The organism is Mycolicibacterium sp. TUM20985 (assembly GCF_030295745.1).
Taxonomy (GTDB): domain Bacteria; phylum Actinomycetota; class Actinomycetes; order Mycobacteriales; family Mycobacteriaceae; genus Mycobacterium.
Map to the genome: position 1 here is coordinate 2,366,764 of NZ_AP027291.1, position 20,908 is coordinate 2,387,671.

Annotated in this window: 22 protein-coding genes; 9 read left to right on the forward strand and 13 right to left on the reverse strand. The window is 67.2% G+C overall.

Going from position 1 to position 20,908, the window contains the following annotated elements; translation table 11 throughout:
• Window positions 1-9: 9 nt before the first annotated feature.
• The 6 genes from QUE68_RS11570 (at window position 10) to QUE68_RS11595 (ending at window position 5,358) form a co-directional block, all read left to right on the forward strand.
• On the forward strand, window positions 10-702 hold the full coding sequence (locus QUE68_RS11570) for an HAD family hydrolase (protein WP_284230873.1): 693 nt from the start codon (window positions 10-12) through the stop codon (window positions 700-702).
• Window positions 703-781: 79 nt separating this feature from the next.
• Window positions 782-2,254: a sugar porter family MFS transporter gene (locus QUE68_RS11575; protein WP_284226150.1), complete on the forward strand. Its 1,473-nt coding sequence runs from the start codon at window positions 782-784 to the stop codon at window positions 2,252-2,254.
• A gap of 58 nt (window positions 2,255-2,312) precedes the next feature.
• Window positions 2,313-2,594, forward strand: coding sequence for a phosphoribosyl-ATP diphosphatase (locus QUE68_RS11580; protein WP_284226151.1), 282 nt, complete (start codon window positions 2,313-2,315; stop codon window positions 2,592-2,594).
• A 14-nt stretch (window positions 2,595-2,608) separates the two neighbouring features.
• Complete coding sequence (gene hisG, locus QUE68_RS11585; protein WP_284230874.1) at window positions 2,609-3,466, forward strand: ATP phosphoribosyltransferase; 858 nt, start codon at window positions 2,609-2,611, stop codon at window positions 3,464-3,466.
• Between the two features lie 24 nt (window positions 3,467-3,490).
• Window positions 3,491-3,973, forward strand: coding sequence for a DUF4126 family protein (locus QUE68_RS11590; protein ID WP_284226153.1), 483 nt, complete (start codon window positions 3,491-3,493; stop codon window positions 3,971-3,973).
• A gap of 8 nt (window positions 3,974-3,981) precedes the next feature.
• The gene (locus QUE68_RS11595) at window positions 3,982-5,358 is read left to right on the forward strand and encodes an FAD-containing oxidoreductase (protein WP_284226156.1); all 1,377 of its coding nucleotides are present in this window, start codon (window positions 3,982-3,984) and stop codon (window positions 5,356-5,358) included.
• Here the strand turns inward: QUE68_RS11595 and QUE68_RS11600 are convergent.
• Together QUE68_RS11600 and QUE68_RS11605 are read right to left on the reverse strand one after the other, a co-directional pair.
• Window positions 5,355-6,152, reverse strand: a complete 798-nt coding sequence (locus QUE68_RS11600) for a thioesterase family protein (RefSeq protein ID WP_284226158.1) — start codon at window positions 6,150-6,152, stop codon at window positions 5,355-5,357. The two genes, QUE68_RS11595 and QUE68_RS11600, sit on opposite strands and share 4 nt — an antisense overlap.
• Window positions 6,149-6,997: a RecB family exonuclease gene (locus QUE68_RS11605; protein ID WP_284226160.1), complete on the reverse strand. Its 849-nt coding sequence runs from the start codon at window positions 6,995-6,997 to the stop codon at window positions 6,149-6,151. Before QUE68_RS11605 ends, QUE68_RS11600 begins: the two co-directional genes overlap by 4 nt.
• A gap of 74 nt (window positions 6,998-7,071) precedes the next feature.
• Here QUE68_RS11605 and QUE68_RS11610 point away from each other — a divergent pair, with 74 nt between their 5' ends.
• Window positions 7,072-7,902, forward strand: a complete 831-nt coding sequence (locus QUE68_RS11610; protein WP_284226161.1) for a tRNA (adenine-N1)-methyltransferase — start codon at window positions 7,072-7,074, stop codon at window positions 7,900-7,902.
• Between the two features lie 5 nt (window positions 7,903-7,907).
• Here QUE68_RS11610 and QUE68_RS11615 read toward each other — a convergent pair whose 3' ends face one another.
• The gene (locus QUE68_RS11615) at window positions 7,908-8,423 is read right to left on the reverse strand and encodes a hypothetical protein (protein WP_284226164.1); all 516 of its coding nucleotides are present in this window, start codon (window positions 8,421-8,423) and stop codon (window positions 7,908-7,910) included.
• A 27-nt stretch (window positions 8,424-8,450) separates the two neighbouring features.
• A complete protein-coding gene (locus QUE68_RS11620; RefSeq protein WP_284226167.1) occupies window positions 8,451-8,957 on the reverse strand; it encodes a hypothetical protein in 507 nt (168 codons plus the stop codon).
• A 145-nt stretch (window positions 8,958-9,102) separates the two neighbouring features.
• Here QUE68_RS11620 and arc point away from each other — a divergent pair, with 145 nt between their 5' ends.
• Window positions 9,103-10,902 carry a proteasome ATPase gene (gene arc / locus QUE68_RS11625; RefSeq protein WP_284226169.1) on the forward strand — a complete coding sequence of 600 codons (1,800 nt, stop codon included), beginning with the start codon at window positions 9,103-9,105 and terminating at the stop codon, window positions 10,900-10,902.
• Between the two features lie 17 nt (window positions 10,903-10,919).
• On the opposite strand, the gene QUE68_RS11630 is transcribed toward arc, so the two are convergent.
• The 8 genes from QUE68_RS11630 to QUE68_RS11665 form a co-directional block, all read right to left on the reverse strand.
• The gene (locus QUE68_RS11630; protein WP_284226172.1) at window positions 10,920-11,531 is read right to left on the reverse strand and encodes a hypothetical protein; all 612 of its coding nucleotides are present in this window, start codon (window positions 11,529-11,531) and stop codon (window positions 10,920-10,922) included.
• A 7-nt stretch (window positions 11,532-11,538) separates the two neighbouring features.
• Window positions 11,539-11,817: a DUF732 domain-containing protein gene (locus QUE68_RS11635; protein ID WP_286275635.1), complete on the reverse strand. Its 279-nt coding sequence runs from the start codon at window positions 11,815-11,817 to the stop codon at window positions 11,539-11,541.
• A 224-nt stretch (window positions 11,818-12,041) separates the two neighbouring features.
• Window positions 12,042-13,010 carry an agmatinase gene (gene speB, locus QUE68_RS11640; protein ID WP_284226174.1) on the reverse strand — a complete coding sequence of 323 codons (969 nt, stop codon included), beginning with the start codon at window positions 13,008-13,010 and terminating at the stop codon, window positions 12,042-12,044.
• A gap of 33 nt (window positions 13,011-13,043) precedes the next feature.
• Window positions 13,044-13,826, reverse strand: coding sequence for a creatininase (locus QUE68_RS11645; protein ID WP_284226175.1), 783 nt, complete (start codon window positions 13,824-13,826; stop codon window positions 13,044-13,046).
• Window positions 13,827-13,882: 56 nt separating this feature from the next.
• Complete coding sequence (locus QUE68_RS11650; protein WP_284226182.1) at window positions 13,883-15,310, reverse strand: APC family permease; 1,428 nt, start codon at window positions 15,308-15,310, stop codon at window positions 13,883-13,885.
• 29 nt (window positions 15,311-15,339) lie between these two features.
• A complete protein-coding gene (locus tag QUE68_RS11655) occupies window positions 15,340-16,137 on the reverse strand; it encodes an SDR family NAD(P)-dependent oxidoreductase (RefSeq protein ID WP_284226183.1) in 798 nt (265 codons plus the stop codon).
• A gap of 61 nt (window positions 16,138-16,198) precedes the next feature.
• Window positions 16,199-17,119: an NAD-dependent epimerase/dehydratase family protein gene (locus QUE68_RS11660; protein WP_284226185.1), complete on the reverse strand. Its 921-nt coding sequence runs from the start codon at window positions 17,117-17,119 to the stop codon at window positions 16,199-16,201.
• Window positions 17,120-17,132: 13 nt separating this feature from the next.
• The gene (locus tag QUE68_RS11665) at window positions 17,133-18,041 is read right to left on the reverse strand and encodes a polysaccharide deacetylase family protein (protein WP_284226186.1); all 909 of its coding nucleotides are present in this window, start codon (window positions 18,039-18,041) and stop codon (window positions 17,133-17,135) included.
• A gap of 109 nt (window positions 18,042-18,150) precedes the next feature.
• Between QUE68_RS11665 and QUE68_RS11670 the strand changes: the two genes are divergently transcribed.
• A complete protein-coding gene (locus tag QUE68_RS11670) occupies window positions 18,151-19,650 on the forward strand; it encodes a PucR family transcriptional regulator (protein WP_284226187.1) in 1,500 nt (499 codons plus the stop codon).
• Window positions 19,651-19,722: 72 nt separating this feature from the next.
• On the opposite strand, the gene QUE68_RS11675 is transcribed toward QUE68_RS11670, so the two are convergent.
• Window positions 19,723-20,895 (reverse strand): hypothetical protein, encoded by a 1,173-nt coding sequence (locus QUE68_RS11675; RefSeq protein WP_284226188.1) that lies wholly within the window; start codon window positions 20,893-20,895, stop codon window positions 19,723-19,725.
• Window positions 20,896-20,908 lie beyond the last annotated feature (13 nt).

The following is a 20,908-nucleotide window of genomic DNA, read 5'->3' on the forward strand; positions in this document are numbered from 1 at the left end:
AGCGCAGTGCTGAGGGCCGTCCTATTCGACATGGACGGCACCCTCGTCGATTCGGAAAAGCTCTGGGACATCTCACTGCAGGCGCTCTACGGGCGCCTCGGCGGCGAGCTGTCGGCCGAAGTCAGGGAGACCACGGTGGGCAGCTCTTCGGAAGGGCTGATGCGGATCGTGTACACCGACCTCGGTCTGGATCACGATCCGGTGGCGATGGAGGAGTCGGCGGACTGGCTGCACGAGTACACCGGTGAGCTCTTCGAGCAGGGGCTGACGTGGCTGCCCGGTGCGCGCGAGATGCTCGACGCGCTGACCGACGCCGGCGTTCCAATGGCGTTGGTGACCAACACCCGTCGCGGTCTCACGGAGCGCGCGCTGAAGAGCATTGGCAGCCACTACTTCTCGGCGTCGGTCTGCGGCGACGAAGTCGAGCACGCCAAGCCGGCGCCGGACCCCTACCTGCGTGCCGCGCACCTACTGGGGCTGCCGCCCGCGCAATGCCTTGCCATAGAGGACTCGGTGACGGGATCGCAGGCGGCCGAGGCCGCGGGGTGTCCGGTCGTGGTGGTGCCCAACGACGTCGAGGTTCCCGCCGGACCGCGCCGTCGACACGTGCCGTCGCTGGCCGAGGTGGACGTCGACGCGTTGGCGAGGATTCACCGCGAGTTGAGTGGGTATCTGGACGTGGCCTGCTCCGATCGGGGTTGATCCCGATACGGTCGTAAGGCCCACCGGAGTGTCCTAGGGTGGTGTGATACCCGTCACGTTGAGGTGAAAGGAAACCCCCATGGCAGGCCAGGGACCCCCCGTCTCCGACGGTCCGTCGGCGATCTCCGATGAGGACTTCTCGTCGGGCCGCACCGCCATCCGAATCGCGTCGGTGGCCGCCCTCGGCGGCCTACTGTTCGGCTACGACAGCGCCGTCATCAACGGTGCGGTCGACTCCATCCAGGAGGACTTCGGCATCGGCAACGCCGAATTGGGCTTCGCCGTCGCCTCAGCGCTTCTCGGCGCGGCAGCGGGCGCCATGTCCGCCGGTCGCATTGCCGACCGCATCGGCCGCATCTCCGTGATGAAGATCGCCGCGCTGTTCTTCTTGGTCAGCGCGTTCGGCACGGCCTTTGCCCCCAACGTGGAGATCGTCGTCCTCTTCCGCATCGTCGGCGGCATCGGAGTGGGCGTCGCGTCGGTCATTGCGCCGGCCTACATCGCCGAGACCTCGCCACCCAGCATCCGTGGGCGATTGGGCTCGCTGCAGCAGCTGGCCATCGTGTCCGGCATCTTCTTGTCCTTCGTCGTCAACTGGCTGCTGCAGAAGGCCGCCGGCGGGCCCAACGAACCGCTCTGGTTCGGCATGGATGCCTGGCGCTGGATGTTCCTGGTGATGGCAGTACCCGCAGTCGTCTACGGCTCTCTGGCCTTCACCATCCCCGAGTCGCCCAGGTATCTCGTTGCCAGCCACAAGATTCCGGAAGCCCGCAAGGTGCTGTCCACCCTGCTGGGCCAGAAGAATCTCGAGATCACCATCAGCCGAATCCAGGAAACCCTGGAGCGCGAGGACAAGCCGTCCTGGAAGGATCTGAAGAAGCCGTCCGGTGGCATCTACGGCATCGTGTGGGTGGGCCTCGGGCTGTCCATCTTCCAGCAGTTCGTCGGCATCAACGTGATCTTCTACTACTCCAACGTGCTGTGGCAGGCGGTCGGATTCAGCGCCGACGAGTCCGCCATCTACACCGTGATCACGTCGGTGATCAACGTGGCGACCACACTGATCGCCATCGCGCTGATCGACAAGATCGGACGAAAGCCGCTGCTGCTCATCGGTTCGGCGGGGATGGCGATCACCTTGATCACCATGTCGGTGATCTTCGCCAACGCCGGCCTCGGGCCCGACGGCACCCCGAGTCTCCCGGGTGCCTCCGGTGTCATCGCGCTGATCGCGGCGAACCTGTTCGTCGTCTCCTTCGGCATGTCGTGGGGGCCGGTGGTCTGGGTGCTGCTCGGCGAGATGTTCCCGAACCGCATCAGGGCGGCCGCGCTCGGCCTGGCGGCGGCCGGCCAGTGGGCGGCCAACTGGCTGATCACGGTGACGTTCCCCGGACTTCGCGACCACCTCGGTGTGGCGTACGGGTTCTACGGGCTGTGCGCGGTGCTGTCGGGCCTGTTCGTGTGGCGTTGGGTGCAGGAGACCAAGGGCGTCTCGCTCGAGGACATGCACGGCGAGATCGTGGCCACCAAGAAACCCGCCGCGAACGCCTGACGACTACGAGGTGCGGTCACGGCGGCGGGGAAACCGCCGTGACTTCGCTCGGCCCGACGTGGAACAATCGCCTGCCGTGAAGACCTTCGACGCGTTGTTCGCCGAACTCAGTGAGCGCGCGCGCACCCGACCTGCAGGCAGCGGCACCGTGAAGGCCTTGGACGGTGGCGTGCACGGGCTCGGCAAGAAGATCCTCGAGGAGGCGGGCGAGGTGTGGCTCGCTGCCGAACACGAGGGCGACGAGGCGCTGGCCGGTGAGATCAGCCAGCTCCTGTACTGGACCCAGGTACTGATGATCTCGCGCGGCCTCACCCTCGACGACGTCTACGCGAAGCTATGAGCGGTTCCTTGGCGATGGATTCTCTTCGCGTCGCCGTACCGAACAAGGGCGCGCTGAGCGAGTCGGCTGCCGAGATCCTGTCCGAGGCGGGCTATCGGCGGCGACGTGACCCCAAGGATCTGACGGTCGTCGACCCCGCCAACAACGTCGAGTTCTTCTTCTTGCGGCCCAAGGACATCGCGATCTACGTCGGGTCGGGTGAACTGGACTTCGGGATCACCGGGCGAGACCTCGCGCAGGAATCCGATGCGCCCATCCGCGAACGCCTGGCGCTCGGCTTCGGGTCGTCGACGTTCCGCTATGCCGCCCCGGCCGGTGGCGACTGGACCATCGATCGGCTGGCCGGCAAGCGGATCGCCACCGCGTATCCGAACCTCGTCCGCAAGGATCTGGCGGCCAGGGGGATCGAGGCCACGGTGATCCGGCTCGACGGAGCGGTCGAGATCTCCGTCCAGCTCGGCGTGGCCGACGTCATCGCCGACATCGTTGGCACGGGTCGCACCCTCGGGCTGCACGGGCTGGTGGCCTTCGGCGAAACGCTGTGTGACTCCGAGGCCGTCCTCATCGAACGTGCCGACGCCGACCCCGACACCGCGTCGGCCCGCGACCAGCTCGCCGGTCGGGTGCAGGGCGTCGTCTTCGGACAGCAGTACCTGATGCTCGACTACGACTGCCCGCGAACAGTTCTGGACAGGGCGACCGCGGTCACGCCAGGGCTGGAGTCGCCGACGATCGCGCCACTGGCCGACCCCGCGTGGGTCGCGGTGCGCGCACTGGTGCCCCGCCGCACCGTCAACGCCATCATGGACGAGCTCGCGGCCATCGGCGCCAAGGCGATCCTGGCATCCGACATCAGATTCTGCCGCTTCTAGCGTTCGAGTGTTAGCTTTCTCGCCATGACGCAAGTCTTGGTGATCGTCTTCGCCCTCCTCATCGGTGTCGTGGCCGGGCTTCGCGCGCTGACCCCGCCTGCGGTGGTCGCCTGGGGTGCGCTGCTCGGCTGGCTGCCCGTCGAGGGCACCTGGGCGTCGTGGGTCGCTCACCCGATCACGGTGGCCGTCCTGACGGTGCTGCTGGTCGTCGAATTGGTCACCGACCAACTGCCCAAGACGCCCAGCCGCACGGTGCCGCCACAGTTCCTCGCGCGATTGGTCATGGGGGCGTTCGCCGGTGCGGTCATCGGCGCGGGATCGCATCACACCATCCTCGGGATCGGCGCCGGCGTGATCGGCGCGGTGCTGGGGACACTGGGCGGCTATCAGGCCCGCAGCCGGCTGGTCGCCCGCAACGGCGGGCGTGATCTGCCCATCGCACTCACGGAGGACGTGCTCGCGGTGGTCGCCGGGTTCGCCGTCGTAGCCCTCGCCTCGACGATCTGAGCGGTTGCATGACAACGCATTTCGACGCCATCATCGTTGGCGCCGGCCAGGCCGGACCGCCGCTTGCCGGCCGGTTGACCGCCGCGGGCCAGTCGGTCGCGGTCATCGAGCGCAAGCTCGTCGGGGGAACGTGCGTCAACTCCGGATGCATACCGACCAAGACGCTGGTGGCCAGTGCGCACACCGCGCAGACCGCACGCCGGGCCGCCGAGTACGGCATCGACACCGGGGATGTCACCGTCGACATGGCGTTCGTCAAGGCGCGCAAGGACCGGATCATGCTCGATGACCGGCACGGGCTGGAGTCCTGGCTGGATGGGATGGACGGCTGCACCTTGATCCGCGGGCACGCCCGGTTCGAGGGTCCCCGCACCATCCGGGTGGACGACCGGGTGCTCGAGGCCGATCGCGTCTTCCTCAACGTCGGCGGCCGCGCAACCGTCCCCGACATCCCCGGCCTGGCGGACGTCGACTACCTCACCAACGTCGGCATCCTGGATCTCGCCGAGCTGCCCGAGCATCTGGTGATCATCGGTGCCAGCTACATCGGCCTCGAGTTCGCCCAGATGTACCGCCGCTTCGGCGCGCGGGTCAGCGTCGTCGAGCGCGGCTCGAGGGTCACCTCGCGCGAGGACGAGGACGTCTCCGCCGCCGTCCAGGAGATCCTCGAAGCCGAGGGCATCGAGTTTCATCTCGACGCGACTCATATGCGAGTGATCAAGCACGACAACGGGATTGGATTCGATCTCCATCCCCGTAACGGCGCCGAGCCAATCGCGGGCAGCCACCTCCTGGTGGCCACCGGCAGGCAGCCCAACACCGACGACCTCGGCCTCGACGTCGCCGGGATCGCGACGGATGCGCGCGGTTACGTCACGGTCGACGACCAGTTGCGGACCAACGTCGAGGGCGTCTGGGCGATGGGGGACTGCAACGGCAAGGGCGCCTTCACCCACACCTCGTACAACGACTTCGAGATCGTCGCCGCCAACCTGCTCGACGACGACCCGCGCCGGGTCAGCGACCGCGTGACGACGTACGCGCTGTACATCGATCCGCCGTTGGGGCGCGCCGGAATGTCGACCGCCGAGGTCCACGAGAGTGGTCGCAAGGCGCTGGTCTGCAAGCGTCCGATGACGCGCGTCGGTCGCGCGGTGGAGAAGGGCGAGACCCACGGGTTCATGAAGGTGCTCGTCGACGCGGAGACGAAACACATTCTCGGCGCCGCGATTCTGGGTGTCGGCGGCGACGAGGTCGTGCAGGACATCCTCGACGTGATGACGGCCAAGCTGCCCTATACGGCGATCTCGCGGACCATGCACATCCACCCCACCGTGAGCGAGCTGCTGCCGACGATGCTGCAGGAGCTGAAGCCGCTGGACTAGCCGCGCCGCTGAACCAACAGCGTCTGGGCCGATGTGCCGATGAACCCGCGGCGGTCGAAGATCTCGGCCGTGGTCACGCCGATACCGTCCGGGCCGATCGACCCCCTGGTGCGCAAAGCGAAGTCGTTGCCCTTGGGCGTCCGGTGCAGGTGCACGGTGGTGTCGGTGTTCATGAAGACGAACTCGTTCGGATCCAGTGCCGCGCCAACGCCATTCGCCGAATCCACGACCATCGTCATGCGCTGCAGGTCGGTCAGTTCCTCACCTGCCACCAGGGGTACCAGTGGACTGAGCCATGCCACCGCGGCCTCGCCGGGCGTGGTGCGCTGAGTGCGCCAGCTGATGGTCTCCAGATACCCCGGCGCACCCGCCCACCCGTGGAGATGGGGCGCGGCCTCACCCTCGAGGAGTGGGGGATAGCGGTCGGTGGCGACGTCGTGGGTGTCCGACGGCGCCAGCAGCCAGGCGGTCACCCGGGCGACGGCCCGTTGTCCGCCGTCGGCCGTCGTGGCCGTCATCTCGGCCGCCATCAACGAGATCCTCGCGCCGGGACGCAGCACCGAGGCCCGGACCCGGACCGGCGCGACGGGCACCGCGCCGAGGAGGTCCAGGGTCAGCCGCCCGACGCGCAGCCCCGAACCGGCCGCCAACTCCTCGATGGCCTTGGTCATCAACGCCAAAGGTGGTGAGCCATGCTGAATTTCGGCGTTCCAGTTGCTCGCGGTGCCCCGGGTGGACTCGAAGACCTGAGATTCCCCGTCAGCGGTGAGCCGGCGATAGTGGCAGTCGATCACGCAGCGGGCTCCGCGGGCCCGGCGGCCGAGGGCCAGCCGGGGTACGGCGGTGGCGTGCCGCCGAAGGTCGGGCAGTGTTGGTGGTGGGCGCACCAGTCGCACAGGCGGGACGGCTTGGGCCGGAAATCGCCTGTGGCGCCAGCCTCTTGGATGGCGCGCCACATGGCCATCAAGGTCTTCTCGAAGCGCACCAGCTCATCGAGGTCGGGCGTGTAGTCCAGCACCTGACCATCGGCGAGGTACAGCAGCCGCAGCCGCGCGGGCAACACGCCACGGGACCTCAGCAGCGCCACCGCGTAGAACTTCATCTGGAACATCGCCTTGACCTCGGCGAGTTCACGGGCGGCGGCGGGGGCCTTGCCCGTCTTGTAATCCACCACCCGCATCTCGCCGGTCGGTGCGACGTCGATCCGGTCGACGAAGCCGCGGAGCAGGGTCCCGTCGGAGAGCTCGACCTCGACCCGTTGCTCACAGCTCTCCGGCTCGAACCGAGTCGGATCCTCCAGGCGGTAGTACCCGGACAGCAGCGCACGGGCCTCGTCGAGCAGCTTGGCCCGTAGCTCTGGCTCCATGTCCATGGCGAACTCCGGACGCGATGCGGCCACCTCCGCCCAGGCGGGCTCGACCAAGGTCATGGCGGTGTCGGGCACCCGGCTGGCCGCGGGCAGCGCGTAGAGCCGTTCCAGAGCACCGTGCACCACCGAGCCGCGCACCTGCGCGGTGGACGACGGTTCGGGGAGTCGGTCGATGGCACGGAAGCGGTACAGCAGCGGGCACTGCTTGAAATCGCTGGCGCGTGACGGCGACAGGGCGGGACGCCTACTGCCCGCCGCGTCGTCACTCATGTGGCGAGCCTATGACGTCCGACCGACAGCCCCGGGCATCCACCGCGGCGGGTCTGCTGGCAGGCTGATCGGCTGTGAAGCGCACCGGCCCGTTCGACATCGGCGATCGTGTTCAGTTGACCGACGCGAAGAGTCGGCACTACACGATGGTGCTCACGCCAGGCGCCGAGTTCCATACCCACCGCGGCGCGATCACGCATGACTCCATCCTCGGGCAACCCGAGGGCAGCGTCGTGAAGTCGGCCAACGGCGATCCGTTCCTGGTGCTGCGCCCGCTGCTCATCGACTACGTGCTGTCCATGCCCCGCGGCGCGCAGGTGATCTATCCGAAGGACGCCGCTCAGATCGTGCACGAGGGGGACATCTTCCCCGGTGCTCGCGTGCTGGAGGCCGGCGCCGGTTCGGGCGCGCTGACCTGCTCGCTGCTGCGCGCCGTCGGACCGGAGGGCTCGGTGGTGTCCTATGAGGTGCGCGAGGACCATGCGGTGCACGCCGAGCGCAACGTCACCACGTTCTACGGCGAGCGGCCCGTGAACTGGGACCTGCGGATCGCCGACCTGGTGACCTACGACGGGCCGGAAGTCGACCGAGCCGTGCTGGACATGCTGGCGCCGTGGGAGGTGCTCGACGCCGTGGCGGGAGCGCTCGTCCCCGGCGGTGTGCTGATGGTGTACGTCGCGACCGTCACCCAGCTGTCCCGGGTGGTGGAGGCGATGCGCGAGCAGCTGTGCTGGACCGAGCCGCGGGCATGGGAGTCGCTTCAGCGCGGATGGGACGTCGTCGGCCTGGCGGTACGCCCGCAACACTCGATGCGCGGCCACACGGCGTTCCTGGTCAGTGCGCGAAAGCTGGCCCCAGGCACCGAGACGCCGGCGCCGTACCGCCGCAAGCGGCCCGCGGTCTGACCCGGCTAACGAGTGGGGGGCGTGGCGTCGACGAGGGGCAGCAGCTGATCGGCGGTCCGCCTGCTGAGCTGCCACGTGCCGCGGATCGGGGTGAACTCCATCGGGAACGTGAACGGTCGCACCTGCGGGTTGGGCGAGCCGATCGTGACGCTGGCGATGACGTGGCCGGGTTCCCCCGCCCAGGCGAGGTCGGTGGCATCCACGGTCAGCGGCGTGAAGCCGCTCGCGGCCAGCGCCTCGCCGAAGTTCGACAGGGCGGCGTGGTCGTCCGCGGTCGCGTACTGCACCAGACCGACCTTCTGCTCAACGGGAATCGAAGTGTCCGCGAGCCGGTACAGCACGCCGGTCAGCTGATCGACCGGCGGCAGCGGAGCCACCGTCGGCATCGGCCGAGTCGGCGCCTCGACCATGGAGCGCGACGTGGCCGAGACGGCCGACGGGTTCCCGTCCGCGCACCCGACGAGCCCGAGCGCCGCCACCAGGGTGACGGCGCTCAGGACGGTCGCACGGGTGCGTGGCACCGGGTCCTGGCTAGCCGGGCGGGCGGATCAGCTCGCCGACGACAGCAGCGCCAAGGCGGACTGCTTGGAGATCTGCCAACCGGTCGGGCTCGGGCCCGCGACGAAGACCACCGGCTCGGTCTTGCTGGCGCCGGTGTTAGCCGTGGCGGTGACGTTCGCCGTGGCCGTTGGGCCGTTGGCGTCGATGTCGGCGACGGCGAAGTTCAGCGGGAAGTAGCCCTTGGCCGCAGCCTTGCCGTACTCGCGGTCGGCGGCGATGCCCTCGATGCGGCCGAGGCCGCCCTCGATGTAGGAGCCCTTCGAGCCGGAGAACGAGCCTCCGCCCGCGAGGCCGTTGAGGGTCTGCAACAGTGGGGCCTGAAGATCCGGCGCAGGTGCCTGTGGGAGGGGGATGCCCTTGACCACCGGCTGCACGGCCGCAGTGGTCGATGACGCGCCCGAACCCATGCTCGATGCAATGGAGGTCACACCACCCGCGGCTCCGGCTACGACGGCTGCTGCTGCCACACCGGTAACGAGGGTTTTCAGGATCACGACTGTCCTTTCGATGGGCCAAACTCAACAAGGAGGCTAACAGTGTTGCTGGTGTGTCGAATTCCCACACCGCACACAAAGTCTGAATCGCCGGTAGCGTTGAAGTCGTTACTGCATCAACTTTGGATGCGGGAAGGTGCGCAACATGAGTGAGTCAGAGCCCATGTCCAGTGAAGACGCGGCCGAATTGGAAGAACTGCGCCGCGAAGCCGCCGCGCTACGCGAGCAACTCGAGCAGACGGTCGGTCCCAATAGCGGGCTGCGGAGTGCCCGAGACGTCCACCAACTCGAGGCGCGCATCGACTCGCTCGCCGCGCGCAACGCCAAGCTCATGGACACCCTCAAGGAGGCCCGTCAGCAGTTGCTGGCGCTCCGCGAAGAGGTGGACCGGCTGGGTCAGCCACCCAGCGGTTACGGCGTGCTGCTCGCGAGCCACGAGGACGACACCGTCGACGTGTTCACGTCCGGTCGCAAGATGCGTCTGACGTGCTCGCCGAACATCGAGGTGTCCGAGCTCAAGCAGGGCCAGACCGTCCGCCTGAACGAGGCGCTGACCGTCGTCGAGGCCGGCAAGTTCGAGGCGGTCGGTGAGATCAGCACACTGCGCGAGATCCTCGCCGACGGCCATCGCGCGCTCGTCGTCGGCCACGCCGACGAGGAACGCATCGTCTGGCTGGCCGAACCGCTCGTCGCCGCCGAGTTCCTGCCCGAGGAGATTAAAGCCGACGGTGACGACGACTGGAAGCCGCGCAAGCTGCGGCCCGGCGACTCGCTGCTGGTCGACACCAAGGCCGGCTACGCCTTCGAGCGCATTCCCAAGGCCGAGGTCGAGGATCTGGTGCTCGAAGAGGTGCCCGACGTCAGCTATCACGACATCGGCGGCCTGACGCGGCAGATCGAGCAGATCCGCGACGCCGTGGAGCTGCCGTTCCTGCACAAGGACCTCTACCGCGAGTACTCGCTGCGGCCGCCCAAGGGCGTGCTGCTCTACGGCCCCCCCGGCTGCGGCAAGACCCTCATCGCCAAGGCGGTCGCCAACTCGCTGGCCAAGAAGATGGCAGAGGTGCGCGGCGAGGACACCCGCGAGGCTAAGTCGTACTTCCTCAACATCAAGGGCCCGGAGCTGCTGAACAAGTTCGTCGGCGAAACCGAGCGGCACATCCGGCTCATCTTCCAGCGCGCCAGGGAGAAGGCGTCCGAGGGCACGCCGGTGATCGTGTTCTTCGACGAGATGGACTCGATCTTCCGGACCCGTGGCACCGGCGTCTCCTCCGACGTGGAGACCACCGTCGTGCCGCAGCTGCTGAGTGAGATCGACGGTGTCGAGGGCCTGGAGAACGTCATCGTCATCGGCGCCTCCAACCGTGAGGACATGATCGACCCGGCGATCCTGCGGCCCGGCCGCCTGGACGTCAAGATCAAGATCGAGCGGCCCGACGCCGAAGCTGCACAAGACATCTTCAGCAAGTACCTGACCGAGGCACTCCCGATCAATGAAGACGATCTTGCGGAGTTCAACGGTGACCGCAGTCTGACCATCAAGGCGATGATCGAGAAGGTCGTCGACCGGATGTACGCCGAGGTCGACGACAACCGGTTCCTGGAGGTCACCTACGCCAATGGTGACAAGGAAGTCATGTACTTCAAGGACTTCAACTCCGGCGCCATGATCCAGAACGTCGTCGACAAGGCCAAGAAGTTCGCGATCAAGTCGGTGTTGGAGAGCGGCCAGAAGGGTCTGCGCATCCAGCACCTGCTGGACTCCATCGTCGACGAGTTCGCCGAGAACGAGGACCTGCCCAACACCACCAATCCCGATGACTGGGCGCGGATCTCGGGCAAGAAGGGTGAGCGGATCGTCTACATCCGCACGCTCGTCACCGGCAAGAGTTCCTCGGCCAGTCGGGCTATTGATACCGAGTCGAACCTAGGTCAGTACCTGTAACCCAAGACGGATGACGATCAGGCCGACAGCGAATAGCTGTTGGCCTGATCGTCTTGCAGGACATGGGCTTTGGTGGTGGACGTGTCGATGCGCAGCTCCGCGTCGAGGGTGCGCGTCCCGTAGCTCCAGCCATCGGGCAGGACCAGGCGCGCGGCCAGCCCCGGCAGGTCGGCCAGCTCGAGTGTGGGGTCGACGGTCTGACTGAAGGTCTGCATCACCCACCGTCGACCCTCCGGATCGGTCAGTTCGAACACCGCCTGTCCCGCGTCGTAGACGAAGACGGCCTTGCGGTCGACTTCGTTGACGCTGTAGGGCGCCGGGTTCATCGACGACAGTGCGACGGTTGCCTGGCGCAGCATCTCGATGCCGCCGAACGTCCGTCGCTCCTGTTCGGTGGCGCCGTCCTTCTCGATCCGGCTCATCAGCCAATAGCGGGGTCCGTTGAGCAGCGCACCGACGGCATCGTTCGCCGCGGCGACCGCCGTTGCGTCGAGCGTGGCCCACTGTGCGGCCGGGCAGTCGTTCAGGGGGAAGGTGTTGTAGACCTCCGCCTCGGGTCCGCTCTCGCCGACCCGGATCAGCAGCACCTCGCCATAGCGTCTGCCGAAGACCGACTCCGGGGCCCTCAACAGAGGTTCACGATCGCGGCCTTGTAGAGGAACTTGGCGTCGGCGACATCGACGGCGTCACCGGTGTTCTCATAGATCGCGTCGAGGGTGGCTGCTGAGGCACGCCGTTCTGCACGTCCTCGCAGATCGCGTAACCCAGCTGCAGGGCGGTGTCGGTGGAGGTGTCGCCGTAGCCGTAGTCGGTCAGGTCGACGAAGAAGCCGTCTTCGTCGGCGTGGGCGGAGCCGGCGGTGGCCAGCCCCACGGCGAACGTCGCCGCGATGAGCGAGAGCAGTGCTTTCTTCATCCTGGGAACCCTTTCGTGCCATGCTGCGCACTGTTCGCCGTCCCTTGGGCGATCACAGTCGGTGCACAGCATTCGCGCAGTGTAGAGACGAGTCGCCGAACCTGCAGGCCAAATCAACCGGTTGCCCGTGCGCGGGAGACGAGTTCCAGGTAGGCATCTCGACCGGCGACGCTCACGGCGACGTCGGCGATCAGGGCGTCGAAGAAGCGCTGCCTATCCAGCGATCAGCAGGCGCCGGATGACGCGTTCATCACCATGAGACCCAGAATGTCGAAGACGATGGTTGCCGCTGCGATGCAGGTGATCTCCGCGTGGTCGTACGCCGGCGCGACCTCGACGACGTCGGCGCCGACGATGTGGAGGCCCGTCAGCGCGCGCAGCATGCGCAGCAGTTCGCGGGCCGTGAGGCCGCCCGATTCGGGAGTTCCGGTACCAGGTGCGAAGGCGGGATCCAGGACGTCGATGTCGATGGAGAGGTAGACGGGGACGTCCCCGACCCGCCTGCGCACGGCGTCGACTGCGGCGGGCACCCCCATCACGTCGAGATCGCCCGCGCGGATGATGCGAAATCCCATCCGGGCGTCGTCGTCGAGGTCCATCCGATCGTAGATCGGGCCACGGATCCCGATGTGAATCGAGTGGTCCTCGATGAGAAGGCCTTCCTCGAACGCGCGCCGGAAGATGGTGCCGTGGGTGACCGGCGCCTTGAAGTACGTGTCCCAGGTATCCAGATGTGCGTCGAAGTGCACCAGAGCGACGGGTCCGTACACCGAGTGCAGCGCACGCAGATTCGGCAGCGCGATGGTGTGATCCCCACCGATCGACACCACTTTGCGGTGCCGGTTCCCGATTACCTCACGGACGCGGTCCTGGATCTGCGTACACGCCTCGGTGATGTCGTACGGCGTCACCGCGACGTCACCGGCGTCCACGATCTGGACTTCCTCGAGCGGTGCCACACCCAGTTCCACGTGGTACCCGGGCCGGAGTGCGCGCGCGGCCTGACGGACGCCGAGTGGACCGAACCGGGCACCCGGCCGGTAGGACGTGCCGCCGTCGAACGGCACCCCGAGGATCGCAACGTCGTAATCGGCGACTTCATGGACGTCCGCGATCCGGGCGAAGGTGCCCTTGCCCGCGTATCGCGGGATCTGCGTCGACGGGGTGGCCCCGATGATTGCGGCGTCGGACATGGCGGCCTTTCGTTGGAGAGGAATCGACGGCCCTCAGCGCGAAGGGATTCCGGCGGCGGGGAATTCGTCGTCGAGGATCGCCACCAGGCGGTCTACCAGCCACTCGGTGATCAGTCGACCCTTATCGGCGGTGGCAGGCACCGGGGAGGACAACGATCCGCTGGCGGTGGACATGCGCGTGTCGATGGGAACCACGTCGTGGTTGACGACGCGTCGCGGTGCATCCGCCGCGATCCGGTCGACCCGCACGGCCGTGGGATCGTGATGCATCCACAGCGACGTCTCGATGACGGCGGCGTGTTCGAGTGCGAGGCCGGGAAATCCCTCCGGCCAGATGGCCTTGACGCGTTCGGGCGTGAAGTCCGGGTTGGCGTCCTCGATCACGACGATCTTGAGCTCGGGGTTGTGCTCCGCGACGAGGAAGGCGGGCTCGTAGACGAAGCCGCTGTTCTCGAAGTGCCAGTTGTACAGCACGATGTTGCGGAAACCGCACCTCTTCAGTTCGCTCAGGACGTCCTCGACGAGGCTCATGAAGGTGGTGGCCCGCAACGACACCGTGCCGGGGAAGTGCTGGCCGCCGCCACTGCCGGGCCTGCTGCGGTAGCCGAAGGGCAGGAAGGGGCCGACGACCATGGGGCGTCGACGGCCGGCCTCCCGGGCTATCCGGTCGGGTATCACCCAGTCCGTGCAGACCGGAAGGTGGCGTCCGTGTTGTTCGGTCGCGCCGATCGGGATCACGATCGGTGTGTCGGCTCGGGCGGCCTCGTCGATCTCCTCCCACGTCATCTCTTGGAAGACCAGTGGTGCGTTCGACACGTTGAACTCCTCGTCCGCCGAATTGCTCGTGGTTTCGCCTGCAGGATGGGTCGACATCAGTGCGTTTCGGGGGTCGGGTCGAGTGTCCTTGCGGCGGGCGCAATCTCGCCAGGGGCCCACTTCTTGGCCCCGAGCCAGCAGGCGATCGCAACGGCGATGAGGACGACCTCCGCGACGAGGTACTGCGTCTCCTGCGTGGCCAGTGCGATCGCGGTGAAGGCCACGACGACGACCGGCGGCAGCGGCCACAGTGGCATCTTGAACGGCCGCGGCTCATTCGGCATGCTGCGTCGGCCCCACAGTGCGGCCAGTCCGATGCAGAAGTACACGGCGGCGATGACGGTGCCCGCGAAGATGATCAGGAAGTTCAACGCGGAGGTGAACACCAGGATCGCCGCGGGGATGGCGAGCACCAGGATTCCGTTGCCGGGGGCCCGGAACTTGTTGAGTCCGCCCAGGGCCCTGTTGATTGCGGCCGGCCAGACGCCGTCGCGGCCGGTGGTGTACACGCCGCGGCCGAAGTACATCAGCAGCGACAACATCGCGTTGAACAGGGCGATGATGACGCCGATGTCGATGATGATGCGGGCATTCGAGCCCAGCGATGCCTGCACGGAGTAGATGACGGGCGCAGGCGCGTTGAAGAACTCCTTCAGGTCGGGGGCTGCGACGACCGCCGAGGTCAGCGGCACCATGATCAGAATGCATGCCAGCACCGCAGAGATGATCACGGCCTTGGCGATATTCCTCTCCCCACCCTTGAGTTCCTCGGAAAAGCCAAGCGCCGCATCGTAACCATTGATGACGTTGAAGGCAGGGGCGAGCGTGGCCAGCATGACCGCGAAGCTCACGGCGGTCAGCTCACCACCGGACAGCACCACCGGTTGGAAGGTGACCTCGGCCAGTGGCTGATGCGGGTGCAGCAGTGCCGCCACGGTGATGATGCCGAGTACCAGGCACTCGACGACCACCATGGCCGCGGTGGCCCAGGCGCCTACCTCGACCTTCGTCAACGCCAGGGCGGTGGCCAGCGCAAGCAGCACGATCGCCACCACGGTGTCGGGAAGTGCCAACCCGGGCACGAGGTCCTTAAGGAACGCGACCGTGCCGAGGGCGATGCTGGCGGGAATGACGACACCCTGGATGAGGTAGTTGAACATCGTCACCCAGGAGAATGGCCCGGGGAGTACCCGGCGAACGAGGGAGTACATCCCACCGGCGATCGGGAACATGCCAGCCAGCTCCGCCAGACACAACGAGATCAAGACGACGACGACGGACAGGATGAGCCCGGCGCCGATGGAAAACGTTCCACCGACGACGAATACGCCGGCGGAGAGGAATAGAACCGCCATCGTGGGGGACACGTCGGCCATGGCGAGACCAACGACTTCGGGGATGTTGAGGCGTCGTTCGAGCTGTTGGGAGTAGCCGAGTTCTTCGAGCCGGGTCTGAGGTTCGGTCGGTTCGGTCGGTTCGGTCATGATGTCTCCGGAGTCGGGTTGGGTTTGGTCTACTGGGCGGCTACGCCGATGGATCCGGCGGGGACGCAGGTGGTGCGACCGCCGTCAGCGGTCAGATGTGTGCCGGTGACGTAGCTCGCCCGATGCGAGAGCAGGAAGGCGACGGCCTCGCCGATCTCTGCGGGCTCGGCTATCCGCTGCATTGCCACGCTGGCCGCGTTGTCGGCGAGTTCGGCCTCGGGGTCGGCGACGCCATCGAACTCGGCGAGGAACATCGGCGTCTTGGTGGTGCCAGGGCACACGGCGTTGACCCGGATGCCCCACGACGCGAGTTCGGCTGCGGCGCTGCGCGTCATCGCGAGGATGGCGCCCTTCGTCGCGGTGTAGGCGACGTAGCCGGCCTGTCCCATCAACGCCAATTCGGACGCGGTGTTGACGATGGCGCCTCTGCGGCGTGGTTGCATGACGCGCGCTGCTTCCCTCAGGACGTAGAAGGAACCCTCGAGGTTGGTGCGGATGAGCGCGTGCAGCAGTTCGTCGGTGGTCTCGACGAGCGGCGCCACCGCAGAGATGCCTGCGTTGTTGTGAACTGCATCGATGGGGCCCAGTTCGGCTTCGATCCGATCGAACGCCGCGCGCAGCGCGGCTGAGTCGCCGACGTCGGCGCCGATGGCGAGAACCCTTCCACCGTAGGCGCTTACGAGCTGCGCCGCGCCTTCGAGGTCGTCCTCGGGGCGGGACAGGATCGCGACGTCGGCACCCTCGCGAGCCAGGACCCCGGCGGTCGCGAGGCCGATTCCCGAGGCTGCCCCCGTGACGACGGCGATGCGGTCGGTCATCTCGGGCATGTCACTTTCCCCTTCGCGGTGAGGTGTCGGTTCTGGTCGGCGCAACCCGACTCGGTACTGGTCATGACGAGCGTTCCGTTGATCGGATCCACTCGATCTGCTCCTCGAGTCCGCGCTCGAGCGTCCAGTCCGGTGCGTAGCCGAGGTCTCGGGTCGATGCGGACAGGTCGTACTCGCCCTGGTGGTCCCATTGCGGCAACAGGCCGCCCCCGATGTCGTAACTCGCATCCGGCAAGAGCTTTTCGAGCAGCCGCGCGGTATCGGCGACGGTGATGCGGCGGGCGCCGGAGACGTTGTAGACCGTCTGCGGCGGCGTCGGGGCCGTCGATGCCAACCGGGCGGCGGTGGCGACGTCGTCGACGAAGACGAACTGAAAGGGATGGTCGCCGCCGGTGTCGAGGCGGAACGTCTCGCCGCGGATTCCGGCGCGGATCATGTCGCCGAGAAGGCTCGGCATCCACAAGCCCGGACCGTAGACCTCGGTGACCCGAAGCGAGACGATCTCCATGCCGTAGAGGGACGTGTAGACCGTCCCGAAGAGTTCGCCGGCCACCTTCGTCACTCCGTAAGGCGTGGTCGGTTCGGGCTTGACGTCCTCGCGGACGACGGTGTCCAGGTCCAGATTTCCCAGGGCGCACTCGGAGGAGAAATTCACGACGCGGCGGACACCGGTGACGCGTGCGCACTCATAGACCGCGAGGGTGCCCTCCGCGTTGGCTGCGAAGGTCGTCCACGGCAGGTCGATCGACACACCTGGGTGACTCTGGCCGGCGGTGTGGATGATCCGGTCGACGTCGTGCGCGCGGATCGTCTCGCAAAGGCGGGGCATGTCGAACAATTCGCCTTGGACGAGGGTCAGGCCGTCGCGGTCGTCGACGGCGAAGTCCCTGTTGTAGCTGACCGTCGGCGTCCCGTTGCGCAGCAGTTGGTCGACGAGGTGGCGACCGACGAATCCGCGGCCGCCGGTGACGAGGGTGGTCACGGCGTATGTCCTTTCACCACTTGGGGTACACGGCAGGGTCGACGGTGACGGGCTCGTGTTTGCGTCGTTCGATGGACGGGTCGGCCAGCACGGCATCGCGCAGTTCGCTTCCCGTCCTGAACTTGACGTCACCGCGGTCGAGGATGGTCTCGATCATCGTGCGCATGTTGCGCGCCCGGCCGGCGCGCCCGGACAGGAACGAGTGCGCGGTGAGCTGGAAGAGGCCACCGAACTCGCGCATACCGTCGAGCTCGGCAGTCCACAGTGCGAGTGCCTTCTCGGGTGGCTCGATGACATAGCCGAGGTGGGGCGCGGGTAGATACGCGTACTGCTCCCAGTCGTCGAGCGACCAGTGCGGCGGGAGTTCGACGAGTGGGCCGCGGCTGGTTTCGATGATGTACGGGCGGTCGTCGTCCATCAGGCTGGTGTCGTAGGTAAGGCCGTGTTCGACGGCGAGCTCCGCGCTGTTCCACGTCGCCGCCCACATGGGGGAGCGGTACCCGGACGGGGTTATTCCGAGGGCGGCGAGCGCCTCGGATCCGCGCTCGAACTCCCACCGCTCCTCGGCGGGTGTGAGTTCGGTCGCCGGTCGATGGCTGTAGCTGTGGTGACAGATGTCGTGACCGCGGGTGGCGATGTCGGTGACTGCGGCGGGCCAACGCTCTGCGGTGAAGCCGGGGACCATGAAGGTTGCCTTGACGTCGAACTCGTCGAGGATGCCCAGCAGCCGGGGCAATCCCCGCCGCGCATCGAATGCCTGATGCGTCATCGCCATGGCGTTGTCGGCATATCGCCGCCCGGCGGCGAGCACGGGGGTTTCGGCGTCGACGGCAAAGGTGAGCATCGCAATGGCCGCGGCCCCGTCTCGCCACGAGGGAACCGTCGCGTCGGTGGCTGTGCTCTGCGGAGACTCCGCGGTCATGTGTTCTCCTGCTGGTCGTGGACGTCGAAACAGCATGCGATTTGCTGATCCGCCACGGCAACGGACGATCTGTCATGTGTTTGTCGGGATCAGTCGGTCACAATGTCGTATGACGTTGAACCTGCGGGAGGTGCTGGACCACCCCGTCCTGCGGCCGGCGAATCCCGTCGTCCTCAGTGGGAGCGAGCACTTGGACCACGTCGTGCGGTGGGTGCACAGCGCAGATCTGTACGACATCGCACCGCTGCTCCGGGGTGACGAGGTGCTGCTGACCAACGGCGTCGGCCTGGTGCGGGTCGACGAGGCGGCGCGCCGGCTGTACGTCCGTCAACTGGCCGAAAGTGGAATCGCCGCACTGTTCTTCGAGGTGGGTAGGTCGTTCGGGGTCGTACCTCCCGAGATGGTGGCCGAGGCCTGCGAGGTCGGTCTGCCGATCGTCGAGCTCCAGCCCCGGCTTCGCTTCACCGAGGTCGCCGAGGCGGTCAACAGCGAGCTCATCGATCGCTCGGTGGCCCGGCTGCGGCACGCGGACGAGACGTCTAGGGCACTGTCGGAGGCACTCGCTAGGGGCGCCACGTTGAATGAGCTGGTGGAACAGGTGGCGGCAACGCTCGGTGCCTGGGCTCGCCTCACGGACCATGCGGGCCGGGCGGTGGCGCTGTTGGGATGCTCGGAGAATGAGCCGGGAGCTCGCTTCGAGGTCCCCGTCCTGGTCGATGGCACCGCATGGGGGCGGCTGACGGTCGGGCCATCTGATTCGCCGGAGCTACTGGTCGAAGCCGTCCTCGACCGGGCGCCCACCGTGCTGGGTCTGTGTCTCATTCGCGAGCAACGCGACGTGGCGAGTTCACTACGCGCGCAACAGATTCTGCTCAAGCAGCTTGTCGGGAATCAGCCCGTGGACATCGGGGTCCTGGAGGCGGGTCTGCGGGCAGCGGGTGTGACCATCCACGGTGCCCGATACGTGTGCGTCGCGGTCGATCCGCGCCGGGTCCCGACGGCGGCCCAGGTGGTCGATGGACTCGTCCGTCACGTCGGGCACGGAATCTTCGGGATCGTGGACGGAACGTTGTACGGACTGCTCGCCGGATCACCGGATGGCGCGACCGACCTCGCCGACTCCGTGCGGACTGCCGCCACCGAGGCACTGAGCTCGCACTCGCGACTGTGCGCCACGGTGAGTCGCGCCGTCAGCGACGTCGGTCAGCTCCCGCGAACCATGGCCGAGACCCGGACCACTCTCGCGCTGGGCCAAGACCTCCACCTGATGAAGCCCGTCACCGCCGTTCACACGTTGGCCTTGGAGCGGCTGCTCGCCGCACATGGCGACACGGATGCAGTTCGCCAGTTCGTCGACGACCAGATCGGAATTCTGATCTCCGCCGATGCGGCGAGGAGCAGTCAGTTGCTCGTCACCCTGGAGACGTTCATCGCCTGCGCGGGCAGCAAGGCCGAAGCGGCCAAGCGCCTGCACATCCGGCGTCAGTCGCTCTACTACCGGCTGGATCAGATCTCCACGATGACCGCCTTCGACCTGGAGGACCCACACCAGTTGATGACCATGGCGGTGGCGATGGCCGCTCGGAGGGTGGCACGGGCGGCGGAATAGACGAGTGCGTCTGCCGAAGACGGCTCGGGGGCGTTCACCAGAGGTTCACGATCGCCGACCTTGCAAGTCAAATCAACCGGTTGCCCGCGTGTGGGAGACAAGTTCCAGGTAGGCATCTCGACCGGCGAGGCTCACCGCCACGTCGGCGATCAGCGGGTCGAAGAAGCGCTGCCGGTACAACGGGTCGACGCTGGTGCTCACCGTGAAGTAGAGACCGGACAGCACCGCCACCAACAGCGACATGTGGACGATGGTCTGCGGTATCGGGATGTGGATGCCGAACCACGTTCCCGCACAAGGGGGTTCACCGACCGCGCAGGTCTGCTCGGCCGACCACAGGACCGCGACGTCGTCGGGCACCGCGATGACGCCGAGAGCGAGGAAGAAGGCGAGCACACCCGCGGTGAAGAACACGACCTGAATGGCCTGGGACACCACCATCACGGCCACGACGTTGATCTGTTCGGCGCGGGACAGTGCGGTGCGCGGAAGGTGTACCCCCGGTGGCACGCTCAGCGGCGTGCCCGCCAGCAGGCTGGCCGGATCCGTCCGTTCGGCCCGGTCCTCACGGAGGGCGCGCACCTCGTCGCGGATCGTGGTCACCACGAACAGCAGGGCGACCAGTGCGAGGAACCCGATGACCTGCCAGAGCCTTTGGCGACTCATCCGGGCGGCGAGCTGCCACAGCTCGCCGGTGAAGTAGACGACCACGGTCAGCATGAGCAGCGGAAGTGCACGGCTCATCAGCGTGCCGAGGGCGCCCAGCTGCACCCAGGCGAACCGGAAGGCCCAGCCGGCAATCGACCCGAACCCGAGGTAGGTGAGCCAGATCGCCAGCAGGGTGATGGCGACGAAGGCGGGCGCCTCGGCCGCGGCCGACGCCGACCAGCCGCTGACCGTCACCGGCATCACCACGACGAAGATCGCCATCACCGCCAGGGCGGCCGAGCGGCGACCAGCTTCGGAGAGCGTGGTGTCGGCGCGGTGCAGGAGGTAGAGCGCGAAGGGTGCGGCCGCCAGCACGGCCGCGATGACGCCGAGGCGCAGGGAGTAGCCGTAGTCGGGGGAGTCACCGGTCACCTCGGCCAGCAGCATCGTCACGGCGGTGAGCGCGCCGACCCCGCTGACCATCGGGGCCGACCGCTCGATGAGGTGACGCGACCGGACCCGCCTAGTGAGCACCAGGGGCAGCCCGCGATGCAGGAACCAGTCGTGGACTTGCTGCATGTCGGACACGGCGAACATTGTGATGGACTGG

Coding starts and splice junctions, on each gene's coding strand:
- QUE68_RS11575 (WP_284226150.1), top strand. CDS start 782: ATGGCAGGCCAGGGACCCCCCGTCTCCGACGGTCCGTCGGCGATCTCC.
- hisG (WP_284230874.1), top strand. CDS start 2,609: ATGGATTCTCTTCGCGTCGCCGTACCGAACAAGGGCGCGCTGAGCGAG.
- QUE68_RS11590 (WP_284226153.1), top strand. CDS start 3,491: ATGACGCAAGTCTTGGTGATCGTCTTCGCCCTCCTCATCGGTGTCGTG.
- QUE68_RS11595 (WP_284226156.1), top strand. CDS start 3,982: ATGACAACGCATTTCGACGCCATCATCGTTGGCGCCGGCCAGGCCGGA.
- QUE68_RS11605 (WP_284226160.1), bottom strand. CDS start 6,997: ATGAGTGACGACGCGGCGGGCAGTAGGCGTCCCGCCCTGTCGCCGTCA.
- arc (WP_284226169.1), top strand. CDS start 9,103: ATGAGTGAGTCAGAGCCCATGTCCAGTGAAGACGCGGCCGAATTGGAA.
- QUE68_RS11635 (WP_286275635.1), bottom strand. CDS start 11,817: ATGAAGAAAGCACTGCTCTCGCTCATCGCGGCGACGTTCGCCGTGGGG.
- speB (WP_284226174.1), bottom strand. CDS start 13,010: ATGTCCGACGCCGCAATCATCGGGGCCACCCCGTCGACGCAGATCCCG.
- QUE68_RS11650 (WP_284226182.1), bottom strand. CDS start 15,310: ATGACCGAACCGACCGAACCGACCGAACCTCAGACCCGGCTCGAAGAA.
- QUE68_RS11655 (WP_284226183.1), bottom strand. CDS start 16,137: ATGCCCGAGATGACCGACCGCATCGCCGTCGTCACGGGGGCAGCCTCG.
- QUE68_RS11665 (WP_284226186.1), bottom strand. CDS start 18,041: ATGACCGCGGAGTCTCCGCAGAGCACAGCCACCGACGCGACGGTTCCC.
- QUE68_RS11670 (WP_284226187.1), top strand. CDS start 18,151: ATGACGTTGAACCTGCGGGAGGTGCTGGACCACCCCGTCCTGCGGCCG.
- QUE68_RS11675 (WP_284226188.1), bottom strand. CDS start 20,895: ATGTTCGCCGTGTCCGACATGCAGCAAGTCCACGACTGGTTCCTGCAT.